Consider the following 21,790-nt stretch of genomic DNA (forward strand, 5'->3'; position numbering starts at 1 on the left):
GGCCTCAGCGGCGCGTGACGCGCACCCAGTCCACGAGGAACCTCGCGCGATCGGCCTTGATCAGATCGACGGTCTCCGCGCTCAGCCCCGGGTACGGCGCATTCACCTTGTTCACCCCCTGCGGGTAGGCGCCACCCAGCGCGAAGTTGAGGATGACGAACTTCAGCGTGTCGTACGCCCACGCGCCATGGCGCTCGACCGTCGCCTTCGTCGCACGGTAGACCTCGACGTCGTCCACCTTGAAGACGATGAGATCGGGTGACCAGTCCACGGAGTACACGTGCCAGCTCGTGATGTCGCTCCCGGCCGCGAACTCGTGGCGGGCGACGAGCGGCGTGTTGCCCGAGTAGCCGGCGCCGTGGAGCGCGACACTCGTCCACAGCGGGTCGCCGACGTTCTCCATGACGTCGATCTCGCCGGTCGCCGGCCACCCGTCGTTGCCGAGCAGCCAGAACGCCGGCCACAGGCCCGCGCCGGCCGTCATCTTGATGCGTGCCGCGGCGGTGCCGTACGTGAAATCGAACTTGCCCCGCGACTCGAGACGGCCCGACGTGAAGTCGAACGAGCGGCCGTCGGCCGTCTCGAACCCCGCGCGATAGCGAGGCCGAATCTCGAGCGCGCCGTTCTCGGCGCCCTCGGCCGACGCGTCCCGGACGAGATTGACCGTCTCCGGCGAGTCCACGTAGGCCTGCTGCTCGTTGTTGACCGTCCGGCCGCTGACGATGACGTTCCACTTCGACCGATCGAGCGCGCTGCCGGCGAAGTCGTCGAAGAACAGAACGCTCGGCGCCGGCTGGCGCGCGGCGCCGGCGGCGGACAGCACCAATGCCGCGATCACTGCTGTTCTCATGCACCCTCACGATCGATGGCGTACTCGGGTCGCAGATCGCACCGACGTCCCTGTGAGTGTGTTTCGAAACTCGGCACGCGCGGATCCTGTCGCCGGACAGCCGCACGTGGTGCGTTGCACGACGCGCATGATCACGGGCGTCGCCTGCGCGCCACGCGGGACGGCCCCATCCGGCGCCCTTCCCGCCGCGGGAGTCTCGAAACGCACTCTGTGGGCGTCAGATGGTAGCGTCGCCCACCGCCGATCTCAAGGTGAGATGGCGGCTCGACGAGCACGTGACCATCGCGCGCCGGCACGGGCTGGACGAGCGACAGTCCACGGCCGTCCTACGATCGGCTGAGCGACAACGGCCTCACCGCGCCGCAGAGCGTGTCGTCGCGCAACGAGACGATCAGCTCGCGGTCCGAGATCGCCAGGGCGAACTGGACGCGCCGATCGAGACGCGCGGCGAGCCCGGCGATCAGCGGGCGGTCGAGGGCCCACAGGCGCATCGCCTCGACGCGATGGATCCGCTCGCCCGCGACACGATCGAGCCATTTCGCGGGATCGCGATGCACGTACACGGCGACGCTCGACGCGGCCTTCGCCGCCCGGTGCAGCCGCTCCGGCTCGGGCGTGCCGATCTCGATCCAGCGGCGGCAGGCGCCGGTCAGATCGCGCACGGCGATTGCCGGCTCCTCGGGGCTCGAGATGCCGCCTTTCGAGAACTCGATGCCTTCCTCGTACTCGAGCGCGAAGGCGAGCACGCGCGCGACGAGAAAGTCCTCCGACTCCGACGGATGGCGCGCCACGCGCAGGTTCAACGTCTCGTACACACCGCGGTCGTGGTCAGCGAGGTCGATGTCGAACTGGTGAACCGTGGCGGTCAGAGACATCGGATCATCGGGGCATCGGGATATCGGGTCATCGCATCGGGACATCGGGGCATCGGGCTATCGGGTCATGGCATCGGGGCATCCTTCAGCTCTTCACGACGACGTAGTAGGCGCCGGATGGCGGACCGGCCATCAGCGCCATCGCCTCCTGAAGCTGTGCCGGCGTGATGCGGTTCGCGGCGGCGCGATGCGAGGCGACGTTGTCCCAGACTTCGACGATCGCCAGCTTCTCCGGCACGTCGGTCGACTCGAGCAGCTCGCACGATCGGCAGCCGTCGGCCAGCCGGATCACGTCGATCACCTGCTCGAGAAACCGGCGCAAGTCTCCACCGCGGCCCGGCTTGGCTTCGAAGTGATTCAGTCGCGTGATGGACATCGGCTCATCGATCGGCGGGCATCGTCAGCGCGCCGCCTTCCACTTGATCCCGCAGCCGACGCTCGGCCGCTGATCGGCGGGCACGGGGCGACCGGTGAGCACGGCGTCGATCGCCGCCCGCAGGTCGCGGCCGGTCACCGGCTTGCCGCTGCCCGGCCGGCTGTCGTCGAGCTGACCGCGGTACACCAGCCGGCGATCCACGTCGAACAGGAAGAAGTCAGGCGTGCAGGCCGCCGAGTACGCGCGCGCCACGTCCTGGCGTTCGTCGTAGCACAGTGGAAACGTGAACCCGACTGCGCTCGCCATCTCGGCGAGGCTCTCGGGGCGGTCGCCCGGGTGCGTCTCGGCGTCGTTGGCGCTGATCGCGACGATGCCGAGGCCGCGCGGCTGGTAGTCGCGCCCGAGACGCGCCAGCTCGTCCTGCACGTGCTTCACGAAGGGGCAGTGCCGGCAGATGAACATGACGAGCAGCGCCTTCGCGTCGGCAAACGTGTCGAGCGAGACGGTCTCGCCGGTCACGACGTCCGGCAGCGCGAACGCCGGCGCCTTCGTGCCGAGGTCGATCATCGTGGAGTGGACAGCCATATCATCGGATTATCGGATTTTCGGATCATCGGCGCATCGGGACATCGGATCGGATCACCGGTTCATCGGGGCGTCGGGGCATCGGGACATCGGATCGGATCATCGGATCATCGAGGCGTCGGCGCATCGGGACGTCGGATCGGATCATCGGTTCATCGAGGCGTCGGCACATCGGGAGGCCTCGGATCGGATTATCGGGCAGCGATCGCACGCTCGCCGATGCCTCGACGATCCGATGCGATATCCGATATCCCGATATCCCGATGTCCGATGTCCGATGTCCGATGCCCCGATGCTTCAGGGTTTGACACAGCTCTTCAAGACGACGTCACCCTCGAGACCTTCGCAATAGCAGCGAAGCGTCAGCCGGCGGTGTTCGGGCAGGCTCGTCAGGATCGCGCCGGCGGTCTCGTCGAGCAGGTTCGCCCTCACGCCGCGGTCTCCGCCGCTCTGGCCGAACACGACGTACCGCTGGCCGGGCACGTCGTCGCCGATCTTCGTGACGGTGCCGGTGACCTCGACGGCCTTGCCGAAGTACGCACTGCGCGCGGCTCCAGCGTTGTCCTGGAATTCCTTCCACAAGAGATCCGCCGAGAGCTTCGCCGACGGTGCCGTCGTCCGGATCCGGAGATCCTGGTCCGGAAGCTGGCTGACGCAGGCGGCGACGGCGCCTGCCGCGAGCGCCGCCGTGCTCCATGCGGGCCATCGCGCCAGGCGCACGCTATCCCTCGATGACGAGCGCGGCGGGATCTTCGATGAGGTCCTTGACGCGAACGAGGAACCGCACCGCTTCGCTGCCGTCCACGATGCGATGGTCGTAGGTGAGGGCGAGATACATCATCGGCCTGATCGCGATCTGGCCGTTCACGGCGGCGGGCCGATCCTTGATCGCGTGCAGGCCGAGGATGCCGACCTGCGGTGGATTGAGGATCGGCGTGCTCATCAGCGACCCGAACACGCCGCCGTTCGTGATGCTGAAGGTGCCGCCGCGCAGGTCGTCGAGCGTGAGCGTGCCGTCGCCCGCCTTCTTCGCGAACTCGCGGATCTTCCCTTCCACGGCGGCGAACGACAGGCGGTCGGCGTCGCGCAGCACCGGCACGACCAGCCCTTCGGCCGCCCCGACGGCGACGCCGACGTCGTAGTAGTGCTTGAGCACCATCTCGTCGCCCCGGATCTCCGCGTTCAGCCGCGGGAACTCGCGGAGCGCGGCGATGGACGCCTTGACGAAGAACGAGACGATGCCGAGCGCGAACCCGTGCTTCGTCTTGAACGATTCCTTGTGCCGCTCGCGCAGCGCCATCACGGCGCTCATGTCGACCTCGTTGAAGGTCGTCAGCATCGCGGCGGTGTGCTGCGCCTCGACGAGGCGCTTCGCGATCGTCGCGCGCCGCTTCGACATGCGCACGCGCTCCTCGCGCCGTTCGCCCGCGACGGCCGGGGCGATCGGCGCGACGGCGGTCGGCGCGCCCTGCGCAGGAGGAGCTGGTGCCGGCGCCGGCGCCGCGGCGTGCTTGACCGCATCCGACAGCGCCGCGAACGGGCGCGACAGCGGCGTCACGGCGGCCGCGCGCTCGACGTCCGCCTTGGTGACGCGCGGCCCCTCGGCTTTCACCTCGCCGATCGGCACGTCCTGCGCGCGCGCCGCCCGGCGCGCGGACGGCGTCGCGGCCACCGGCGCCGCGCTCGCGCCACCCGCGCTCGTCCCACCCGCGCTCGCGCCGGCGCCGCGCTCCGACGCCGCCGGCGCTACAGGGGCAGATGCCGCAGCGGCGGGGGCCGCGGCCGCCGCGCCCTCGGCGACCGTGCCGAGCACGTCGCCGATCTTCACGTCCGCGCCCTCGGCCTGCGCGATCGTCTCGAGCACGCCGTTGCGCGGCGCGTTGACCTCGACGTCGACCTTGTCGGTCTCGAGCTCGACGAGCGGCTCGCCCACCGTCACGGCCTCGCCTTCCTTCTTCAGCCACCGCGCGACGCGCGCGTCGACGACGGACTCGCCCATCTCGGGCACCACGATGTTCACGGTCATAGACAGTCTCAGACCTGGCGGTTCTCGGCACCGATGCCGGCACCGGCATCCGAGCGCAGCTCGAACGCGCGCGCGAGCAGTTGCTCCTGGTTGCGCGCGTGCCGCGCGGCCGACCCTTCCGCCGGGCTCGAGCTCCGCGGCCGCGCCAGCACCGCCAGCCGGCGCGGTCCGACGAGATCCTCGATCAGCGGACGCACGAACTCCCACGCGCCCATGTTCTCCGGCTCCTCCTGGACCCAGAGCACCTCTTCGAGCCGGGGATACGACTCCAGGCTCTGCAGCATCTCGTTGATCGGCAGCGGATAGAGCTGCTCCACCCGCGTGATCGCGACGGCCGGCGACGCGTGCCGGTGCGCGCTCGTCAGCAGATCCACCGACACCTTGCCGGTGGCGAAGACGAGCCGCCGCACGTCGTCCGCCCGGCGCAGCGCCTCCTCGTCGTCGATCACCTTCATCCACTGCCCTTCCGCGAGATCGGCCGGCGCCGAGGCGACGAACGGGTGACGCAGCAGGCTCTTCGGCGTGAGGACGACGAGCGGGAGCGGATCCTTCACGAGCAGCGCCGCCTGCCGTCGCAGCACGTGGAAGTACTGCGCCGCGCTCGTGCAGTTGACGACGCGCACGTTCGTGTCGGCGGCGAGCTGCAGGAAGCGCTCCGGGCGGGCGCTCGCGTGGTCGGGGCCCTGCCCCTCGTAGCCGTGCGGCAGCAGCAGGACCAGCCCCGGCTCCTGCCCCCACTTCGCGCGCGCGGAGAGCACGAACTCGTCGAGCATCATCTGCGCGCCGTTGATGAAGTCGCCGTACTGCGCCTCCCAGACCACGAGCCGATCCGGCGCCTGGATGTCGTAGCCGTACTCGAACCCGATGGTCGCGTTCTCGGTGAGCGGGCTGTTGTGGATCTCGAAGGCCACACGCGCCTGCGGGATCGACTGCAGCGGCGAGTACCGCGCGCCCGTGTTGGCGTCGTAGAACACGGCGTGCCGGTGGCTGAACGTGCCTCGCTCGACGTCCTCACCGGTGAAGCGAACCGGCGTGCCGTCCTCGAGGATCGACGCGAGCGCCAGCTCCTCGGCCATCGCCCAGTCCACGGTGCGCTCGGTCAGCGACGCGAATGCCTGCCGGCGCCGCTCGCGCCCGCGCTCGAGCTTCCGGTTGATCGCGAACCCGTCGGGCACGACGAGCAGGCTGGCGTTGAGCGCGCCCAGCCGGTCGGCCGGCACGGCCGTGCGCGTGTGCTCCGCCGTGCCGGGCGCCGCGATCTCCGGCAGCTCCTCGACGAGGCTCTTCTCGGGATCGAGCGCGTCGTAGATCCGCTGCAGCCGATCGAGCCGCAGGTTCAGCAGCGACTGCGCCTGCTCCTTCGACAGCAGGCCGCGCGTCTCGAGCGTGCGCGCCCACATCTCGCGCACCGTCGGATGCTCGGCGATCTTCCGCGAGATCACCGGCTGCGTGAACGCCGGCTCGTCGCCCTCGTTGTGGCCGTAGCGCCGGTAGCCCACGACGTCGATCAGCACGTCGCGGTGGAACTTCATCCGGTAGGCGTACGCCAGCCGCACCACGGCGACGCACGCTTCGGGATCGTCGGCGTTCACGTGAAAGATCGGGATCTTGAACCCGCGCGCCGGCCCGCTCGCGTACAGCGTGCTCGCCGCATCCTGCGGGTTGGTCGTGAACCCGATCTGGTTGTTCGCGATGATGTGGACCGTGCCGCCGGTCGTGTAGCCCGGCAGCCGGTGCATGTTCAGCGTCTCGACGACGATGCCCTGGCCGGGGAAGGAGGCGTCGCCGTGGATCAGGATCGGCAGAACGGCGTCGGGATTGAACACCGGCGCGCCGCGCTTCGACACGTCGCTGCCGGCGGCGCGCGCCATCCCCTCGAGCACCGGGTTGATCGCCTCGAGGTGGCTGGGGTTCGGCGGCATCGACACGAGCATCTTCACTTCCTCGCCGCCGTTCACCGCCCGCGACGCGCCGAGGTGGTACTTCACGTCGCCGCTCCACTGCAGGCCCTCGTCGTCGTCGAGGCCGCCGCGGACCGGATCCTTGAACTCCGCGAGGATCTGCTCGTACGGCTTGCCGAGCACGTGCGCCATGACGTTGAGCCGGCCGCGGTGCGCCATCGCGATGAACGCCTGCCGGATGCCCGACTCGGCCGCGTCCCAGATCAGCTCGTCGAGCACCGGCACGAGCATGTCGAGGCCTTCGATCGAGAAGCGCGTCTTGCCGGGGAACGTGCGGTGGAGGAACCGCTCGAACGCCTCGACGTCGGTGAGCCGATCGAGCAGCGCCGACGGATCGATCGGATCCCGAGGCGCGCGGTAGCGGCCGGTCTCGATGGCCTCGTTGAGCCAGTCGCGCTCCTCCGGCACGAAGATGTGGGCGATGTCGTAGCCGGTCGTCGAGCAGTAGATGTGCCTCAGCCGCTCGATGACGTCCCACATCGTGCGCGCGCCGGCCGTCACGGGGCCCTTGACGAGCGTGGCCGGCAGCGCCTTCAGATCGTCGACGGTGACGCCGTGCGTCTCGGGCAGGAGCGCCGGATCGCCGAGCCTGCGCGCGCCCAGCGGATCGATCTGCGCCGCCAGGTGGCCGTAGAGCCGGATCGACTGCGCCAGGTTCGCGGCGCCCACGATGAGATCGATGAGATCGGGCCGAACGGTGGGGGCGCCGGCCGGCGGGGTGTCGGCCGGCGGGGTCCAGTGCCGGAAGAGCGCGCGGGTCGCCTCGTCCACCGATGCCGGATCGGCGCGGTAGCGATCGTACAGCTCGAGCACGACCCCGGCGTTCACCCCTTGAAAGTCGTTCAAGTCGAAAGGCATATCGGCGCCAGCACTCGATCCTACGTCAGACGCGCGTCGAAGCGGATGTCCGCTCGCGCCGCGTGCGGCTCGCGATTCGCAGCCTCCACCATTATCGGCGCGTGATCGGCCGGCGATCGGCCGCAACGCTGGCGATCGACCGGCGCGCGGGCGGCGGCCGCGACCGGAGCGGTATAGTGGGAAGGCACGAGGAGGCAGCGATGCGAGCCCATTCCGTCCGCACGCGGCTCACCCGGCGAGGCGCGCTCGCGGCCTGCGCCGTGTGGCTATGGATCGGGATCGCGGCCGCCGCCGCGCCCGCGCTCACGAGCGTCTGGCGGTCGCAGCCGCTGACGATCGACGGCGCGCCGGCCGAGTGGCCGCCGCTCACGTCGCTCGAGGCGGGCCCCGCCGTCGGCGTGCAGAACGACGGCGAGTTCCTGTACGTCGTCGTCTCCGCGGCGGATCAGAAGTGGCGGCCGCTGCTGGAAGGCGGCCTCGTCGTCTGGCTGGACCCGAAGGGTGGCAAGGCGCAGACGTTCGGCATCTGGCTGCCCGGTCCCGCGGAGCCGGCGCCGCCAGGCGCCACGCCGATGCCCGCGGCCACGGCCGGCCCGAGCGGCGTGTCCACCGACGTGCTCGATCAATTCGATCTGCTCGGCCCGGGCAAGAGCCAGCGGCGGCTCGTCGACGTGACGCCGGAGATCGGCGTGGAGGTCGCATCCGGTCTCATCGGCGACGCGGTCGTGTACGAGATCAAAGTACCGCTGCTGAAGACCGAGGCCCGGCCGTATGCGGTTGCGGCCGCGCCCGGCGCCACGATCGGGATCGGCCTCGCCACGCCGGAGATGCCGCGGCGCCAGCGGCGGCGGCAGGACCTCGTGGGAAGCACCGGCCAGGTCGGCGGATATCAACCCGGCATTCCGGGCTACACGCCGTACATCCCCGGCATGGGCGGCCGGGGCTACACGCCGTACGCGCAGAAGGACGAGCGGCCGAAGCCGCTGCTCGTCTGGTCGACGCTGAAGCTGGCGAAGTAGACGCGCGGCACCCGCCGCCCGCCACGCGTCCGTCAGTCAGTCTCCCGGCTCGGTCATCTTCTTCGGATCCACCCAGGCGCCGAACTGCTCGGGCGTGACGAGGCCCAGCGCCGCGGCAGCCTCCACGAGCGTCGTGCCGTCCTTGTGCGCCTTCTTCGCGATCTTCGCGGCGTTGTCGTAGCCGATGTGCGGGTTGAGCGCGGTCACGAGCATGAGGCTCTTGTGCAGGTTCTCGTCGATGCGCGCGCGATTCGGCTCGATGCCGACGGCACAGAACCGGTTGAAGTTCGTGCACGCATCGCCGAGCAGTTGGATGCTCTGGAGCACGTTGTGGATGACGAGCGGCTTGAAGACGTTCAGCTCGAAATTGCCCGAGGCGCCGCCGATGCCGACGGCGACGTCGTTGCCCATCACCTGCGCGGCGACCATCGTCATCGCCTCGGACTGCGTCGGGTTGACCTTGCCGGGCATGATCGAGCTGCCCGGCTCGTTCTCCGGGATCACGAGCTCGCCGAGGCCCGAGCGCGGTCCTGACGCGAGCCACCGCACGTCGTTGGCGATCTTCATCAGCGCCGCCGCGAGCGTCTTCAGCGCGCCGTGCAGCGACACGAGCGCCTCGTGGCCCGCGAGCGCGGCGAACTTGTTCGGCGCGGTCTTGAACGGCAGGCCCGTGATCGTGGCGATGTGCCGCGCGCTCCGCACGGCGTAGTCCGGGTGCGTGTTCAGCCCGGTGCCGACGGCCGTGCCGCCGAGCGCGAGCTCGTAGACCGGCGGCAGCGCGGCCTCCACCGCCGCCACGGCGAGGCCGATCTGCGCCACCCAGCCGGACATCTCCTGTCCGAGCGTGATCGGCGTCGCGTCCTGCAGGTGCGTGCGGCCGATCTTGACGATGTCGGCGTAGGCGGCAGCTTTGTGGCGGAGCGTGCTGCTGAGCTGATCGACGGCGGGCAGCAGGTGATGCACCACTTCTTCGGCGGCGGCGATGTGCATCGCGGTCGGAAACGTGTCGTTCGACGACTGCCCGCGATTGACGTGGTCGTTGGGATGGATCGGCTTCTTGGAGCCGATGACGCCGCCGGCCAGCTCGATCGCGCGGTTCGAAATCACCTCGTTCGCGTTCATGTTCGTCTGCGTGCCGCTGCCGGTCTGCCAGACGAACAGCGGGAAGTGCGTATCGAGCTTGCCGTCGATCACCTCGTCGGCCGCCGCGACGATCAGGTCCACCTGCGCCTTCGTGAGCGCGCCGAGCTCGCCGTTGGTGAGCGCCGCGGCTTTCTTCAGCACGCCCAACGCGCGGATCATGGGCCGCGGAAAGTGCTCGCGGCCGATGCTGAAGTGGTGCAGCGATCGCTCGGTTTGCGCGCCCCAGTAGCGATCGGCCGGGACCGCGATTTCGCCCATGCTGTCGGTTTCGATGCGGGTGTTCGACACGGCGGAGCTCCGAAATAGAAAACGGTCCGAGCGGGAGCTCGGACCGTCAAGGGTAGCAGACGCGCGAGACGAACGCGCCCGCGTCGAGGCTGCGAAACGCCTACTGCGGACCGCCGGGCGCGCCGCCGGGACCGCCCGGAGCGCCGCCAGGCCGCGCGCCGCGCTGCGGCAGCGTGGGGCCCGGATTGATCAACGTGAAGTTGCCGCGCCCCCAGCCGTTCGGCGGCGCCATGGCCGGCTTCTTGTTGCCCTGGTGGCAGCTCCAGCAGCTCACTTTCTCCTTCACGGCGGTATCGCCGACGGCGTTCAACGTGTCGGCGTTCAGCGCCATGGTCATCTGGATCATCTTGCGGGCGATGTCCTTCTCTTTCTTCTCATCGTCCGCGAACTTGAAGCTCGGGCCGCGGCCGGGCTGCGGCGGCGGCGCGCTGGTATCGACGGTGTGGCAGTGGCCGCAACCCTCGCCGGCGGGGGCGGCCACGCCCAGCGCCTCGACGAACGTCTGCATCAACTGCTGCACCTGCGGGCGCGACCATTCCTTGGGTAGAACCTTGATGTTCTCGAGCGGCGCACCACCGCCTCGGCCGCCCGGCCCCTGGCCGGGGGGCGGTCCCTGCTCGCCGGGGGCGGCAGAGACAAACGCCACCGCCCCGGCCAGCATGGCCGCGGCAGTGACCAGCTTCCGTGACAGAACACGCATGAGGGCCTCCAGAAAACGGACGCCGTATCTTACGCGGTTTTGTCGGAGTTCTGTCAGCCGACGGCGAAGGGCGCCTGTCACCGATGCCGAGGTCGGGACGTACCGGTTGGACGATGCCGTACCGTCGAACCGGCGGCCGAAACCGCGCCGTGCCGCCGGTCGGCCGCGCGGCGCGCTGCGCTTTGAGACACTATTCCGCGAGATGAAGAAGATTGGGTTTCTGTCCTTCGGGCACTGGACGCCGTCGGCCGAGTCGCAGGTCCGCACGGCGGCCGATGCGCTGCGGCAGTCGATCGAGCTGGCCGTCGCGGCCGAGGCGCTGGGCGCCGACGGCGCCTACTTCCGCGTGCACCACTTCGCGCGCCAGCTCGGCTCGCCGTTTCCGCTCCTCGCCGCCGTCGGCGCGCGCACGCGCACGATCGAGATCGGCACGGCCGTCATCGACATGCGCTACGAGAACCCGCTCTACATGGCCGAGGACGCAGGGGCGGCCGACATCATCGCGGGCGGCCGGCTCCAACTCGGGATCAGCCGAGGGTCACCGGAGCAAGTGATCGACGGCTGGCGCTACTTCGGCTACGCCCCTCGCGAGGGTGAGAGCCACGCCGACATGGCCCGCCGGCACGCCGAGGTCTTCCTCGACGTCATCGAAGGCAAAGGATTCGCGCAGCCGAACCCGCGGCCGATGTTCCCGAATCCTCCCGGCCTGCTGCGCCTCGAGCCGTATTCGGAAGGGCTGCGGGATCGGATCTGGTGGGGCTCGAGCTCGAACGCCACGGCCGAGTGGGCGGCGAAGCTCGGCATGAACCTGCAGAGCTCCACGCTCAAGGACGACGAGACGGGCGAGCCGCTGCACGTGCAGCAGCGCAAGCAGATCGAGACCTACCGCGCGGCCTGGACGCGGGCCGGCCACCGCCGCGAGCCGCGCGTCTCGGTGAGCCGCAGCATCTTCGCGCTCGTCGACGACCGCGATCGCGCCTACTTCGGACGTGAGGGCCGCGGCAGCGACCAGATCGGCTACATCGACGCGAACACGCGCGCGATCTTCGGCCGCTCGTACGCCGCAGAGCCCGACGTGCTGGTCAAGGAGCTGGCCGCCGACGAGGCGATCGCGGCGGCCGACACGCTGCTCCTCACGGTGCCGAACCAGCTCGGCGTCGAGTACAACGCGCACGTCATCGAGAGCATCCTGAGGTTCGTCGCCCCGGCGCTCGGCTGGCGCTGACTACGCCGCGATCGTCTTCCGGGCGCAGGCCGATGCGCCGTGCGCACCCGGATCTAGAATCGCGAGAGCCCCCGGCCACGCGAGGAGCACACGAACGATGACACCGAAGAACACCATCTGCCTGTGGTTCGACAAGGACGCCCTCGACGCCGCGCGCTTCTATGCCGCCACCTTTCCGGACAGTGAGGTCACCGCGGTCCAGACGGCGCCCGGTGACTATCCCGGCGGCAAACAGGGTGACGTGCTGACGGTGAAGTTCACCGTGGCCGGCATCCCCTGCCTCGGCCTCAACGGTGGGCCGACGTTCCGGCACAGCGAAGCCTTCTCGTTCCAGATCGCCACCGACAGCCAGGAGGAGACGGACCGCTACTGGAACGCGATCGTCGGCAACGGCGGTCAGGAGAGCCAGTGCGGCTGGTGCAAGGACCGCTGGGGGCTGTCGTGGCAGATCACGCCGCGTGCCCTGACCGACGCGCTCGCGGCCGGCGGCGCCGAGGCCAAGCGCGCCTTCGCGGCCATGATGCCGATGAGGAAGATCGACATCGCCGCCATCGAGGCGGCGCGACGCGGCTGACCGCTCGCGGCCGCGAGTGGTAAGAATAGACGCCCATGCGCCGAGCGCTCCTCATCCTTCTCAGCGTGATCGTGGCCCTTGCGGCCGGCGGCGCCGTCTTCGTGGCGCTGCGGCAGCATCTGACCTTCGACGCGCCCTACCCTGACGTGACGGCCTCGTCGGATCCGGACGTTATCGCGCGCGGCCGCTACATCGTGCGCGACGCGGCGCCGTGCGCTTCGTGCCACGGCGACCCCTCGCAGCGCGAGGCCTACTTCGGTGGGGCGGACGTGGCGCTCAGCGGCGGATTCGTCTTCGACATCCCGCCCGGCAGGTTCTACACGCGCAATCTCACGCCGGATCCGGACACCGGCCTGGGACGCGTCTCCGACCGCGCGATCGCGCGCGCCGTCCGCTACGGCGTTGGCCACGACGGCCGTGCGCTCTTGCCGTTCATGGAGATGCAGGGATTGGCCGACGACGATCTCGTCGCGGTCGTGTCGTACCTGCGAACGCTGGCGCCGGTCCGGCACTCGGTACCGCCGCACGAATACACGCTCCTCGGCAAGGTGATCCGGGCGACCGTGCTCGCCAACCCGGTCGGCCCGGCGTCCACGCCGCCCTCGCGCGCGCCGCGCGGCGCCACGATCGAAGCAGGACGGTACCTCGCCGAGTCGGTCACGCTGTGCTGGGCCTGTCACACCCAGCGCAGCCAGATGACGGGCGCGCTCATCGGACCGAAGTTCGGCGGCGCGACGGACTTCATCGAGTCCGACGATCCCGGACGCTCGTGGTCGCCGCCGAACCTCACGAGCGATCCCGAAACCGGACGGGTCGGCATCCTGAGCGAAGACGATTGGGTGAAGCGCTTCAGGATGGGACAGGTGATCCCGAGATCGCCGATGCCGTGGCAGGCGTTCTCGCGGCTGAGCGAGGACGACCTGCGCGCGATCTACCGCTATCTCAGGACCGTGCCGCCCGTGAAGCACGACGTCGGCCCGCTCGTCGTCACCCTGAACGGCCAGTAACGAGACCGGCCGGCGAATGCGCTAACATCAGCCGATTCCTCACAGTTGGACGCGAGCGCCGCCATCCCGATCGCGATGTCGGCCGGCGTCCGGGAGACGGTCACATGCGCCGGTTCGGATCGTTCGGACGGAACCTCGCGCGCCCGCTCGGCGCGTCTTTGCTCGTCGTGCTCGCCTGGGCGCTCGCCGATCGCGACGTCGCGACGCAACAGCCTGCGCCGGGCGCGCCGGCCCAACCGCCGGGCCGGGGCGGTGCGCCGGCCCCCGCTGGCGGTGGCGGTGGAGGAGGCCGCGGGCGCGGGCTCGCCAACGATCCCGTCGCGCAGGCCAACCTGGCCGCCATGCGCGCGCCGCTCGATCGGCTGACGCCGGTCACCGACGAGATGCTGCGCAATCCGCCGCCCGGCGACTGGCTCCACTGGCGCCGCACCTACGACGGCTGGGGCTACAGCCCGCTCACCGAGATCAACCGCGACACGGTGAAGAACCTGCAGGTCGCGTGGACCTGGAGCCTGAGCTCCAGCCCGGGCGCGGTGATGGAGTTCACGCCGCTCGTCCACGACGGCGTCATGTTCCTCTGGAACTTCGGCGAGACGATCCAGGCGCTCGACGCGAAGACCGGCACGCTGCTCTGGCAGTACGCGCACCAGTTGCCGAAGGACTACCCCAGCCTGCCCGGCTTCTTCCGCACGAAGCGGAACCTCGCGATCGGCGGCAACAAGCTCATCGTGCCGACGATCGACATGCGCCTCATCGCGCTCGACGTCAAGACCGGCACGAAGCTCTGGGACGTCAGCACCGACGACTACAAGAGCCTGCGCACCTACAACAGCGGGCCCATCGTGATCAAAGACAAGGTCCTCGTCGGCGCGGGCAACTGCTCGCCAGGGCACACCAATTCACCCGGGCCGCTCCAGGGCGTGTTTCCCCCTGGCGGCTGCTTCATCACGGGCCACGATCTCGAGACCGGCCGGGAGCTGTGGCGCTTCAACACGATCGCGCACGCGAACGAGCCCGGCGGCGACACCTGGAACAACCTGCCGGACGAGAAGCGCGGCGGCGGCGCCATCTGGGTGGTCGGGCAGTACGACCCGGAGCTGAACCTCACCTACTGGGGCACCGGCTCGCCCTCGCCCTGGTCGACCGTCACGCGCGGGACCTACGACGCGAAGGGGCTCTACATGAACTCCACGCTCGCGCTCAATCCCGACACCGGCAAGCTCGTCTGGCACTACCAGCACATCGGCGCCGATCCGTACGACCAGGACTACGCGTTCGAGCGCATCGTCGTGCCGGTGAACTTCGGCGGGCGCACGCGCAAGGCGGTCATCACGGTCGGCAAGCCCGGGATCTTCGAAGCGCTCGACGCGGCCACGGGCGAGTTTCTCTTCGCGCGCGATCCGGGCGCGCAGAACGTGGCCACCGCGATCGATCCGGTGACGGGTGTCAAGACGTTGCTGCCCGAGCCGTTGCCCGAGGGCGTCACGCGGTGCCCCGGGAACATCGGCGCGCGCAACTTCCCCGCCGGCGCGTACAGCCCGCTGACGAATCGCTACTACCTCCCCATCAACGACGTCTGCATGGGCAAGCAGGGCGACACGCCCGCCCGCTTCCTCGCGCTGGGCCTGACGACGCAGGAGTTCGTGTGGGACATGAAGTCACGGGTGCCGCAGTCCTCGGCCCTACTCGCCACCGCGGGCGGCCTCGTGTTCTCGGCGACGCCGGACCGCTACTTCCGTGCGTTCGACGATCGCGACGGCAGGGTGCTGTGGGAGAGCCCGCGACTCAACGACATCCCGAACGCGTTTCCGATGACCTACATGGTGGACGGCAAGCAGTACCTCGCGATGCCGGTCGGCAACACCGGGCTGCAAGGCAACAACGCGCTCGGCACCGCCCCCGAGCTCGCCGCCGTGCGCGGCGCATCGTCGTCCATCCTCTGGGTGTGGAAGCTGCCGTAGACGGCTCGTGGCTTACGGCGGGGTGGCGCCGGAGGGGGAGGCCCCGCGTGGGCGCGCGTGCGACGCCCGTGATCATGCGCGTGTGCCGAGCACCACGTAGCTGTTAGGCAACAGGACGCGCGTCCTGCAGCCGCCTCGTGGCTTTCGAAGCGGCGTTCAGCTCTCGAGCATGCGCCTGATCCCCTCCCGGTACGGGGTTGCGGTCAGGCCGAACGCCCGTTCGAACTTCGTGCTGTCGAAGACGTAGTCGTGTTCGAACTGATAGAGCATTTCCATGTTCTCGCGGAGCACCGGGACGAAGAGCCCCATCACGGACAGCAGCCAGCGAGGGGCGGCCTGCAGCCGGTTCGGCCGGCCCGCGATCTCGCACGCGAGGCGAACGAAGCGTTCGCCGCTCATCGGCTCCTTGCTCGTCAGCGCATGCCAGACCTGTCCGTACGCATCGGTCCGGTTCGCCAGGAGCGCCAGCGCGCGGGCCGCATCGGGTGTGAACGTGAACGTGTGCTCCGCTTCTGGATTGCCGATCCACTGCGGCGTCTTGCCCGCCTTGATCCGCTCGGTCACCGTCGCGTGTGTGAGGCTGAGTGCCGCGCCAGGACCGTAGAAGTCTGCCGCGCGCACGATCATCCCGCGGAGCGTTCCTCGCCGCACCTCGTCCATGAGCGTCGTGGCAATCCGCGCGCGCACGTCGCCCTTGCGGCTCGACGGGTTGTACGGAGTCGTCTCGGTCATCGGGCCGTCCACCCGCCCGTAGGCGTAGACGTTGTCGAAGAAGACCAGGGCGCTCCGATGCCGCAGGCAGCCGTCGATGACGTTCCGCATCACGACGGGCCATTGTTCCTGCCACACGCGGGTGTTGTACGCGAGGCCCGCCACGAGATAGGCGACCTCGCTGCCCGCGATCGCATCAGCGGTCGCTCGGGCGTCGAGCAGATCGGCCCGAACGACGTCATCCGTGTCGTGTTCGGCGCGCGGCGAACGGCCGACCTGCCTCACCCGCACCTCGAACGCGCGGAGCTCGCGCGACAGCCCCCGGCCGATCACGCCGTTCGCCCCGAGGATCGTGTGCAACGGCACGGATCGCACTATGGCATAGCTCACTCACGGTTTCCGGTCTCGCCAGCGGGCCTCGCGAGCGGTTCTGGCCCGCCCCGGGACCGGTGCAACGGCCCCATAGCGGCCTGTCGGTTAGCCGCCCTCAGCGCAGTCGATGCTGTTCCGAGGCCCGGCTGACCGAAGGAAGCGAGATCTGCCAGACAGAGGCCGTGGAGACCTGGAGAGCCTGCGTGGTTTCTGCGACACCGCGTGAGGCGACGCGTCTGACATGTTCGAGGCGCCGCGGCGGCATCGTTCCGGTCGAGGTAGCCGCCGGCCGCGAGCTTCAGCAGGATGAGATCGCTCACGCGCGGCACGGGCAGGACAACGCCCATCACCTCGAGCGGCTCCGACCGCGCCACGACCTCGCGCTGCCACGCCCAGCGTCCGACGACGATGTCGATGTCGGTGGCGTCGGCGAGCTGGATGTGGACCACGCCGGCCAGCGGGTCGTCGGCGTCCCCACGTCGCGGATCGACCGCCGCGCCCGTCTCCATCAGGCGGCTCCACATCCCGGCGTCGAGGACGCGGAGATCCGTTGTCAGCAGATCGATATCGGCGGTGAATCGTGGGTAGCCGCGAGCGGCCAGTGCATGGCCGCCGATGAGCGCCACGGGGATGCCGAGCGCCTCGAGCACGCGCACGACGGCACGGACGCTCACCCTTCAGCCGATCGCGAACGGGGCCGTCCCGCGCGGCGGGTGGCGGCGATCGCGGCGCGGGCGGTCCGCAGATCGACCTCGTGCGCGGCCATGTACGCCGCCAGGCCTTCCGCGCTCAACCGCATCGCGAGCTCGACACGCTCGGCCGGCGTGAGCGCGAGCATCCGCTCGCGGTCCATGCGCGCGATGTCGCTGGCCAACGCGCTGTGCACGTACGCCAGTATACGCGGCGTCTTACCTGAGCCATCCAATGAGCCGTGCCTCCCGGATTGACGCGCGTTGTCGATCGAGAGGCGCGCAGTCGCCGCCGGCGGCCCGGATCTCTGGCCAGGTCAGTACGTCCAGGCTGGCTCCGGCATCGCGGCTTCATGGTTTCCCGCAGCAGGGCAATCGTCCCGTCCCGGATCTCGAAGACCATGAAGGCGCAACGACGCCGTCGCCATGCCGAGGCACTCGACCGAGGATTTGTCGGATCGTTCGTATCGATCGCGAACTGGCCGTTCGACATCTGGATGCTGGAAGGTTTCGACCAGTAGGAACGCAGCCCTGCCTCTCTGACGCTCGAGGTCCGAGGACCCCGCGACCGCTCGACCTGGCGGGGTCGTGATCGGTGAACGCGCGTCACCTGGCGATCCAGCGTTTTTCGGCACGACGCACACGCAAGTCCGCTACGCTTGACGACGGAGCGTGCGGATATGGAGTCACGTGTACTGGGATCTGACGGGCTGGCGGTGTCGGCGCTGGGGTTCGGCTGCATGGGGATCAGCTTCGGACTCGGCCCAGGGGTGAGCCGCGGCGAGGGGATCGCGATCATCCGCGCGGCGGCGGATGCCGGGGTCACGTTCTTCGACACCGCCGAGGTCTACGGACCGTTCACGAACGAGGACGTCGTCGGCGAGGCGCTCGAGCCGGTACGCGACCAGGTCGCGATCGCCACGAAGTTCGGCTTCAAGTTCGAGAACGGCAAGCAGGCGGGGCTCGACAGCCGGCCGGCGCACATCCGCGAGGTGGTCGAGGCGTCGCTGAAGCGGCTCCGAACCGATCGCATCGATCTGCTCTATCAGCACCGCGTCGATCCGGATGTGCCGATCGAAGACGTCGCCGGCGCCGTGAAGGACCTGATCGCCGAGGGCAAGGTCGAACACTTCGGCCTGTCCGAGGCGGGCGTGCAGACGATCCGGCGCGCCCACGCCGTCCAGCCGGTCGCGGCGCTCCAGAGCGAGTACTCGCTCTGGTGGCGTGAGCCCGAGCGCGAGGTGCTCCCGACGCTCGAGGAGCTCGGCATCGGCCTCGTCCCGTTCAGCCCGCTCGGCAAAGGATTCCTCACCGGCACGATCGACGAGACGACGAGCTTCGCCTCGACGGACATCCGCAACGTCGTGCCCCGATTCGCGGACGACAACCGCCGCGCGAATCTCGCGTTCGTCGACTGGCTGAAAGCGTTCGCCGCACGCCGGCACGCGACGCCGGCGCAGATCGCGCTCGCCTGGCTGCTGGCGCAGAAACCGTGGATCGTCCCGATCCCCGGCACGACGAAGCGGCACCGGCTGGAGGAGAACCTCGGCGCCGCGGCGATCCACCTGACCGCAGCCGATCTCAGCGAGATCGACGAGGCGTCATCGCGGATCCAGGTGCAGGGCGCTCGCTATCCCGACCACCTGCAGAAGCTGGTCGGCCGGTAGCGTCTCCGGCTACCGCGGCTGGCGCTCCAGCGCGCCGATGAACGCGAGCAGGTCCGCCGGACCCGCTGACGCGGCGTCGTACACGCGCGCCATGTCGAGCTCTTCGTACGCGTGCGCGACGACATTGCGGAAGCCGGCCGCGCGAACCAGGCGGTCGGCGAGCGTCGCGTCGATGATGCTGCCCGCCTGAAGGCGGCGAAAGGCGTCTGCGTAACTCCGAGGAGTTCCGAGGTCGTACGCCACGCAGGCGGCCACCGCGAGATCGATCACGATCTGCGTGGCCTGCCACATGTGGAGAATCACGGCGTCGGCCGCATCGGTCGAGGCCACGAAGTCGGCCTTGCGCTCGGGCAGCCGGCTTCGCACGCGTGCCAGGTGGCGATTGACAGCCGCGGTCCGCTCGGCCAGCACCGCGCGGTCAATCCTCATCGGGCTCACCGGGGCAGCGCGCCGAGCACGCGCTCGTACGCGGGTTCGAGGACGGGCGCGAGGTCGCACCAGGTGTCGATCGCCTCGAGCCGAAACCCGTCGAAGCCGCCGGGCTCGCGCTCGAACAGCAGCGCGCCGTCACGCGCCACCCGATAGCGCAGCAGCGCGCCGGCTCGATCCAGATCCACGAGGTCGACGCGGTCGGCGTTCACGTGTTCGACCAGCCGGGCCAGGAGCCCGTCCGCGTCGAACCCTGCCTCCGCCCGGTACGCGAAATCCCAGTCCGATCGATCGTGCGCGTCACCGCGCGCGCGCGATCCGTGCAGCACGAGCAGCCGTAGTGCCGGCGTCTCGGCCGCGAGCGCACGAAGAGCGTCATCTGCCGGCGATGCGACCACGATGGCGACGATGGTAGCAGCCGACAGGGCCGTCGTCATCACGCGTCAGCGCCTCGAGCGAACGCACGGCGGCGCCGCCGGCGTTCGCGCCTCGCGGTCGCGTGTCGTCCCCTTCGCGCCGCCGGTCGAACGCGTGCTCGTCGTCGGGGTGCCGGCAGCGGAAAGACCACGCAGGACCGAGACCGATCTTCGTCGTGTCACGCGCGACTGGGCCGGGACGAAGGACCCGCCATCGCGGCGCGCGCGGCTGCTACGTCGGCCGCGGGCGCCTTCACGCCTGACACTCGATCAACGATGACGGCGGCGCGCACGGCAGGAGCCGGATTCCGTCGCTATCATCGGCGTGACGGTGAAGAACACGCACATCCGTTGCGGGATTCGCGGTCAGAACCGTCGCAGCAGGGGTGTTCGTCGGCGTCACCCATGCCTACGAGGAGACAAACCTGACCACCCAGCCCGGCGGCGGCGTCCTGTGGCCGATGCAGGGCAAGTGCTACAACGTGGCACCGTTCGCGCAGGTGCCGATTAGTCTGTACGAAGGCGGCGACGAGACGGGCTTCATGGGAGGCGATCGTGTCCGCCCGATAGCCCGGCAGCCGCCGCTGAACGCTGTGGATCACCTCCTCATGGATCTCTCGCTTCGCGCCCTCAACGGATTCGGGCTTGGCGCACGGCCGGGCGAGCGCGCCACGATCGGCGACCCGCGCGGCTGGCTCCGGGCGCAGCTTCGCGCCGGGGCGCCGATCGTGCAGGCGCCAGCGGAAGCCACGCCGGACCAACTCACCGCCGCCATCGAGGCGTTCCGGATGGCCGGGCAGGGCGCCGTGAACGACACCGGCCGGGCCGCTCGGCAGGAAGCGCGGCGACGGCTCACGTCGATCGCCGCGGCCGAGAGCCGGCAGGCGCTCGTGCAGCGCATCACGAGCGCGCGCCCGTTCGTCGAACGGCTGGTCGCGTTCTGGTCGAACCATCTCTGCGTGTCCACGGCCGCCAAGGTGCTGGTCGCACCGCTCGCCGGACGCTACGAGCGCGAGGCCATCCGGCCGCACGTGCTCGGGCGCTTCGAGGATCTCGTGCTGGCCTCGGCGACGCATCCGGCGATGCTCGTCTACCTCGACAACCTGCAGTCGATCGGCCCGAGCTCGCCCGCCGCGCGCGCGAGCGGCCGCGGCCGCGGCACCGCGCGCGGGCTCAACGAGAACTACGCGCGCGAGCTGCTCGAGCTGCACACGCTCGGCGTGGACGGCGGCTACACGCAGCAGGACGTGCAGGAGCTGGCGAAGATGCTGACGGGCTGGACCGTGGGCGGGCTCACGCCCGAGCGGCCCGCGGCACGCGGCGCGCCGGGCGGGCGCGGTGTCGCGCGCGGCCGCGGACGGGCCGCCGCCATACCGGTCGAAGCCGCCGGCGCCGGCGTCGGCTTCGCCTTCAGGCCGCTCCTGCACGAGCCCGGCGCGAAGACGCTGCTCGGCACCCGCTACGACGAGTCAGGACAGGCCGAGGGCGAACGGGCGATCCGCGCGCTCGCCCGCCATCCGGCCACCGCACGGTTCATCGCGACGAAGCTCGTCCGCCACTTCGTCAGCGACGACCCGCCGCCCGGCGCGGTCGATCGGATCGCGCGGCGGTTCCGCGAGACGGGCGGCGATCTCGCGCTCGTCGCCGAGGCGCTCATCGACCTGCCGGAAGCCTGGACGCTGGAAGCGCGCAAGTTCCGCACGCCGCAGGACTGGGTGGTCGCGATGCTGCGCGCGTTCGACGTCGCCGACGCGGGCGCTCTCGTGCTGCCGGTGCTGCGTCAGCTCCGGCATCCGCTCTGGTCGCCGCAGGCGCCGAAGGGCTTCGGCGACACGGCGGCCGAATGGGCCGATCCCGATTCGCTCCTGAACCGCGCCGAGCTGGCCCGCGGCATGACCCGCCGGCTCCGGCTGCCGCGCGTCGATCCGCGCGCGCTCGCGGACGTGATGGACATCGCGCCGGGCGATCCCCTACGCCGGTTCCTCGACGACGCGTCGATCGCCGTCGAGGAGCGCATGGCGCTCGCGCTCGCCGGCCCGGCGTTCCAATGGAGATGAC

At 70.0% G+C, this 21,790-nt stretch carries 21 protein-coding genes; 7 read left to right on the forward strand and 14 right to left on the reverse strand.

The genetic code is table 11. From position 1 onward, the window contains the following. Positions 1 to 4: 4 nt before the first annotated feature. The 7 genes from IT184_05060 to IT184_05090 all read right to left on the reverse strand — a co-directional run bounded on the left by IT184_05060 (position 5) and on the right by IT184_05090 (position 7,531). Entirely contained in the window at positions 5 to 850 is an 846-nt protein-coding gene (locus IT184_05060) for a glycoside hydrolase family 16 protein (GenBank protein ID MCC7008164.1), read from the reverse strand. A 326-nt stretch (positions 851 to 1,176) separates the two neighbouring features. Continuing rightward, positions 1,177 to 1,725 carry a YaeQ family protein gene (locus IT184_05065; GenBank protein MCC7008165.1) on the reverse strand — a complete coding sequence of 183 codons (549 nt, stop codon included), beginning with the start codon at positions 1,723 to 1,725 and terminating at the stop codon, positions 1,177 to 1,179. Positions 1,726 to 1,810: 85 nt separating this feature from the next. Then, the gene (locus tag IT184_05070) at positions 1,811 to 2,101 is read right to left on the reverse strand and encodes an antibiotic biosynthesis monooxygenase (GenBank protein MCC7008166.1); all 291 of its coding nucleotides are present in this window, start codon (positions 2,099 to 2,101) and stop codon (positions 1,811 to 1,813) included. A 24-nt stretch (positions 2,102 to 2,125) separates the two neighbouring features. Further along, positions 2,126 to 2,686, reverse strand: a complete 561-nt coding sequence (locus IT184_05075; protein ID MCC7008167.1) for a thioredoxin family protein — start codon at positions 2,684 to 2,686, stop codon at positions 2,126 to 2,128. 297 nt (positions 2,687 to 2,983) lie between these two features. Beyond that, a complete protein-coding gene (locus IT184_05080; GenBank protein MCC7008168.1) occupies positions 2,984 to 3,406 on the reverse strand; it encodes a hypothetical protein in 423 nt (140 codons plus the stop codon). A gap of 1 nt (position 3,407) precedes the next feature. Beyond that, entirely contained in the window at positions 3,408 to 4,712 is a 1,305-nt protein-coding gene (gene odhB / locus IT184_05085; GenBank protein MCC7008169.1) for a 2-oxoglutarate dehydrogenase complex dihydrolipoyllysine-residue succinyltransferase, read from the reverse strand. Positions 4,713 to 4,720: 8 nt separating this feature from the next. Further along, positions 4,721 to 7,531, reverse strand: a complete 2,811-nt coding sequence (locus IT184_05090) for a 2-oxoglutarate dehydrogenase E1 component (GenBank protein ID MCC7008170.1) — start codon at positions 7,529 to 7,531, stop codon at positions 4,721 to 4,723. Between the two features lie 200 nt (positions 7,532 to 7,731). Here IT184_05090 and IT184_05095 point away from each other — a divergent pair, with 200 nt between their 5' ends. Next, positions 7,732 to 8,550: a hypothetical protein gene (locus IT184_05095; GenBank protein ID MCC7008171.1), complete on the forward strand. Its 819-nt coding sequence runs from the start codon at positions 7,732 to 7,734 to the stop codon at positions 8,548 to 8,550. Between the two features lie 36 nt (positions 8,551 to 8,586). On the opposite strand, the gene fumC is transcribed toward IT184_05095, so the two are convergent. Both fumC and IT184_05105 read right to left on the reverse strand, forming a co-directional pair. Beyond that, positions 8,587 to 9,951 carry a class II fumarate hydratase gene (gene fumC / locus IT184_05100; GenBank protein MCC7008172.1) on the reverse strand — a complete coding sequence of 455 codons (1,365 nt, stop codon included), beginning with the start codon at positions 9,949 to 9,951 and terminating at the stop codon, positions 8,587 to 8,589. A gap of 130 nt (positions 9,952 to 10,081) precedes the next feature. Continuing rightward, the gene (locus tag IT184_05105; GenBank protein ID MCC7008173.1) at positions 10,082 to 10,681 is read right to left on the reverse strand and encodes a c-type cytochrome; all 600 of its coding nucleotides are present in this window, start codon (positions 10,679 to 10,681) and stop codon (positions 10,082 to 10,084) included. Between the two features lie 202 nt (positions 10,682 to 10,883). On the opposite strand from IT184_05105, the gene IT184_05110 reads away from it, so the two are divergent. The 4 genes from IT184_05110 to IT184_05125 all read left to right on the forward strand — a co-directional run bounded on the left by IT184_05110 (position 10,884) and on the right by IT184_05125 (position 15,448). Then, positions 10,884 to 11,906: an LLM class flavin-dependent oxidoreductase gene (locus IT184_05110; protein MCC7008174.1), complete on the forward strand. Its 1,023-nt coding sequence runs from the start codon at positions 10,884 to 10,886 to the stop codon at positions 11,904 to 11,906. Between the two features lie 97 nt (positions 11,907 to 12,003). After that, complete coding sequence (locus tag IT184_05115) at positions 12,004 to 12,480, forward strand: VOC family protein (protein MCC7008175.1); 477 nt, start codon at positions 12,004 to 12,006, stop codon at positions 12,478 to 12,480. Between the two features lie 35 nt (positions 12,481 to 12,515). Further along, entirely contained in the window at positions 12,516 to 13,487 is a 972-nt protein-coding gene (locus IT184_05120; protein MCC7008176.1) for a cytochrome C, read from the forward strand. Positions 13,488 to 13,591: 104 nt separating this feature from the next. After that, positions 13,592 to 15,448, forward strand: coding sequence for a PQQ-binding-like beta-propeller repeat protein (locus tag IT184_05125; protein MCC7008177.1), 1,857 nt, complete (start codon positions 13,592 to 13,594; stop codon positions 15,446 to 15,448). A gap of 156 nt (positions 15,449 to 15,604) precedes the next feature. Here IT184_05125 and IT184_05130 read toward each other — a convergent pair whose 3' ends face one another. From IT184_05130 to IT184_05140, 3 genes are read right to left on the reverse strand one after another with little or no spacing between them, the layout of a single operon-like run. Next, positions 15,605 to 16,525 (reverse strand): NAD-dependent epimerase/dehydratase family protein, encoded by a 921-nt coding sequence (locus IT184_05130; GenBank protein ID MCC7008178.1) that lies wholly within the window; start codon positions 16,523 to 16,525, stop codon positions 15,605 to 15,607. 20 nt (positions 16,526 to 16,545) lie between these two features. Beyond that, the gene (locus IT184_05135; protein MCC7008179.1) at positions 16,546 to 17,205 is read right to left on the reverse strand and encodes a hypothetical protein; all 660 of its coding nucleotides are present in this window, start codon (positions 17,203 to 17,205) and stop codon (positions 16,546 to 16,548) included. Beyond that, a complete protein-coding gene (locus IT184_05140; GenBank protein ID MCC7008180.1) occupies positions 17,202 to 17,417 on the reverse strand; it encodes a hypothetical protein in 216 nt (71 codons plus the stop codon). Before IT184_05140 ends, IT184_05135 begins: the two co-directional genes overlap by 4 nt. Positions 17,418 to 17,900: 483 nt before the next feature. Between IT184_05140 and IT184_05145 the strand changes: the two genes are divergently transcribed. Continuing rightward, positions 17,901 to 18,887: an aldo/keto reductase gene (locus IT184_05145; GenBank protein MCC7008181.1), complete on the forward strand. Its 987-nt coding sequence runs from the start codon at positions 17,901 to 17,903 to the stop codon at positions 18,885 to 18,887. Between the two features lie 9 nt (positions 18,888 to 18,896). Here IT184_05145 and IT184_05150 read toward each other — a convergent pair whose 3' ends face one another. Together IT184_05150 and IT184_05155 are read right to left on the reverse strand one after the other, a co-directional pair. Beyond that, complete coding sequence (locus IT184_05150; GenBank protein MCC7008182.1) at positions 18,897 to 19,316, reverse strand: DUF86 domain-containing protein; 420 nt, start codon at positions 19,314 to 19,316, stop codon at positions 18,897 to 18,899. Positions 19,317 to 19,321: 5 nt separating this feature from the next. Then, positions 19,322 to 19,756 (reverse strand): hypothetical protein, encoded by a 435-nt coding sequence (locus tag IT184_05155; protein MCC7008183.1) that lies wholly within the window; start codon positions 19,754 to 19,756, stop codon positions 19,322 to 19,324. Between the two features lie 518 nt (positions 19,757 to 20,274). Between IT184_05155 and IT184_05160 the strand changes: the two genes are divergently transcribed. Next, positions 20,275 to 21,789, forward strand: coding sequence for a DUF1800 domain-containing protein (locus tag IT184_05160; protein ID MCC7008184.1), 1,515 nt, complete (start codon positions 20,275 to 20,277; stop codon positions 21,787 to 21,789). Position 21,790 lies beyond the last annotated feature (1 nt).

The sequence above is a fragment of the Acidobacteriota bacterium genome, assembly GCA_020853395.1.
Classification (GTDB): domain Bacteria; phylum Acidobacteriota; class Vicinamibacteria; order Vicinamibacterales; family SCN-69-37; genus JADYYY01.

Bases quoted from the DNA above. Each gene is read 5' to 3' on its own strand.
- IT184_05120 (MCC7008176.1), top strand. From the start codon at position 12,516: ATGCGCCGAGCGCTCCTCATCCTTCTCAGCGTGATCGTGGCCCTTGCG.
- IT184_05105 (MCC7008173.1), bottom strand. From the start codon at position 10,681: ATGCGTGTTCTGTCACGGAAGCTGGTCACTGCCGCGGCCATGCTGGCC.
- IT184_05060 (MCC7008164.1), bottom strand. From the start codon at position 850: ATGAGAACAGCAGTGATCGCGGCATTGGTGCTGTCCGCCGCCGGCGCC.
- odhB (MCC7008169.1), bottom strand. From the start codon at position 4,712: ATGACCGTGAACATCGTGGTGCCCGAGATGGGCGAGTCCGTCGTCGAC.
- IT184_05065 (MCC7008165.1), bottom strand. From the start codon at position 1,725: ATGTCTCTGACCGCCACGGTTCACCAGTTCGACATCGACCTCGCTGAC.
- IT184_05125 (MCC7008177.1), top strand. From the start codon at position 13,592: ATGCGCCGGTTCGGATCGTTCGGACGGAACCTCGCGCGCCCGCTCGGC.
- IT184_05160 (MCC7008184.1), top strand. From the start codon at position 20,275: ATGGGAGGCGATCGTGTCCGCCCGATAGCCCGGCAGCCGCCGCTGAAC.
- IT184_05115 (MCC7008175.1), top strand. From the start codon at position 12,004: ATGACACCGAAGAACACCATCTGCCTGTGGTTCGACAAGGACGCCCTC.
- IT184_05110 (MCC7008174.1), top strand. From the start codon at position 10,884: ATGAAGAAGATTGGGTTTCTGTCCTTCGGGCACTGGACGCCGTCGGCC.
- IT184_05145 (MCC7008181.1), top strand. From the start codon at position 17,901: ATGGAGTCACGTGTACTGGGATCTGACGGGCTGGCGGTGTCGGCGCTG.
- IT184_05095 (MCC7008171.1), top strand. From the start codon at position 7,732: ATGCGAGCCCATTCCGTCCGCACGCGGCTCACCCGGCGAGGCGCGCTC.
- IT184_05075 (MCC7008167.1), bottom strand. From the start codon at position 2,686: ATGGCTGTCCACTCCACGATGATCGACCTCGGCACGAAGGCGCCGGCG.
- fumC (MCC7008172.1), bottom strand. From the start codon at position 9,951: ATGGGCGAAATCGCGGTCCCGGCCGATCGCTACTGGGGCGCGCAAACC.
- IT184_05150 (MCC7008182.1), bottom strand. From the start codon at position 19,316: ATGAGGATTGACCGCGCGGTGCTGGCCGAGCGGACCGCGGCTGTCAAT.
- IT184_05070 (MCC7008166.1), bottom strand. From the start codon at position 2,101: ATGTCCATCACGCGACTGAATCACTTCGAAGCCAAGCCGGGCCGCGGT.
- IT184_05090 (MCC7008170.1), bottom strand. From the start codon at position 7,531: ATGCCTTTCGACTTGAACGACTTTCAAGGGGTGAACGCCGGGGTCGTG.